General features: G+C 46.0%; 1 pseudogene. It reads right to left on the reverse strand.

Annotation, left to right across the window (positions count from 1 at the left end):
• A pseudogene (locus ACLOR3_RS02030) lies at positions 1-1,670 on the reverse strand (bacterial Ig-like domain-containing protein); the annotation flags it as partial.

Raw genomic sequence — 1,670 nt, forward strand, 5'->3', positions numbered from 1 at the left:
TCAAGAGAGCGGTCAATTGATTCAACTGCTCATTGACTTGATCTTGTGTGCTGGTATCATGCTCTTTCAAGACTTTTTCAGAAGCAGCCATTCCAGCCAACAAGGCTTCTTTGACTTCAGGACTGGCAAATGTAAAGTCTACTTTGGCTTTTGCAGCTTCAGCTTCAGCTAATTTTTGCTTAAGGTATTCATCATTGAGAGCTGGTTTTGGATTGACGAGGACATCAAAGCTTGTGCTAGCTCCTTTGTAATGGACGGTGATGGTTTGACGGCCTTCCTTGGTTGCATCAAAGCCAGTTACTTCCACACCTTCATCGGTCAAGGCGTGCGTTTCGGTTGTTTCATCATCAAAGACAACTGTAAAGCGTCCGCCTTCTTTTTCAAATGCTTCTCCGACGATATATTCTACTTTTGGTTTGTCGGTCAATTCTAGACCAGCAACTGCTTTTTCACCTGCTTCCTCTGCACTGACCACAAAAACAGTGAGAGTCTTATCCAATTTCTGACCAAGGTAAGAAACTTCTAGGTGTTGTTCTCCAAGCTTGCTACTGTCAAATCCATGAATCTCTACACCTGAGTTGGTGAGGTTGACCAGTTGATCTGCTTGGCCATCTTTATAATGAACACGGAGAGTCGCCCCTTTCAAGGAAAGAGCATCCCCTTCCCGGTAAACCTTCTTGGTCAAACCATCTTCAAATTGAAGTCCCGCAATTTCTTTATCATTTTTTGGAACTTCGATCGCTAGAACATTACTGATATCTTTGCCAGGTTCTTGCGCACGATAGTAGAGAAGAGATGGGGTTGATTCAAAAGCCAGTGGTTTAAAGATCAGATTTCCAGCTTGATTGGCTGTCATGGTCGCAATTGGGCTAGTCGCTTCTTTATCGGCATAAAGAGTCAGTGTGGTATTGGCCGGTACATCTTTGAAGCCGACTTGGACAAAATGATTGCCTAAGTTTTGCGCTGCAGCATGTTTCATCGGGATGTTGACCGTTTCCGTATCCAGACTTTCATACATCTTCCAGTTGTAAATCCGGATGGCTTGCCATGGGGTTCCGTTATCTGCCGTAATGACATGGAGACGCCATTCTTGAGCCTTGATTGGATGGTCGAGTGTAATGTCGGACACATGGGCTTTATTGCCACGAACTTCCTTAGCGAGCTTCCACTCACCCGCTTCATCCTTGTAGTAAAGGTCGAAGTCACGGGTATTCATCTTGCCATCGTCGACAGATTCTCCACCCGCACCGGCATGGTCCATGACCCAACGAACAATGGTCCGTGGTTGTGTCAAGCGAATATCGACGGTTCCACTCAATTGAGCAGAAGACCATTTATCTGAAAGACTGGTAATGGTACCATTTAACATACCTTCGATGCCTTCACTACCATCCGCATCTGGGAAGCTCGAACCAATGACTTTGGCTCCAATCACCACGTTTGGTGCAAGGGCTTTTGGAAGACTGGTATCTGACACGGTCATACCCCAATCAAAGGCCACAGTTCCTGCATCTGAACGTTGGCCGTTCTTCCCAACTGCCACAACCTTGAGGTCCTGAGTCGTTCCTTCAGCACTTGCTGAACGGCTAACTTTTGGTAGATAGACGGTTGTCGCAGAAGACCCTGTTAAGAGACGCCAGTTGTCGCCGTCTTTTTCATAGACTTCATAA

It is taken from the genome of Streptococcus intestinihominis, assembly GCF_046824975.1.
Lineage (GTDB): Bacteria > Bacillota > Bacilli > Lactobacillales > Streptococcaceae > Streptococcus.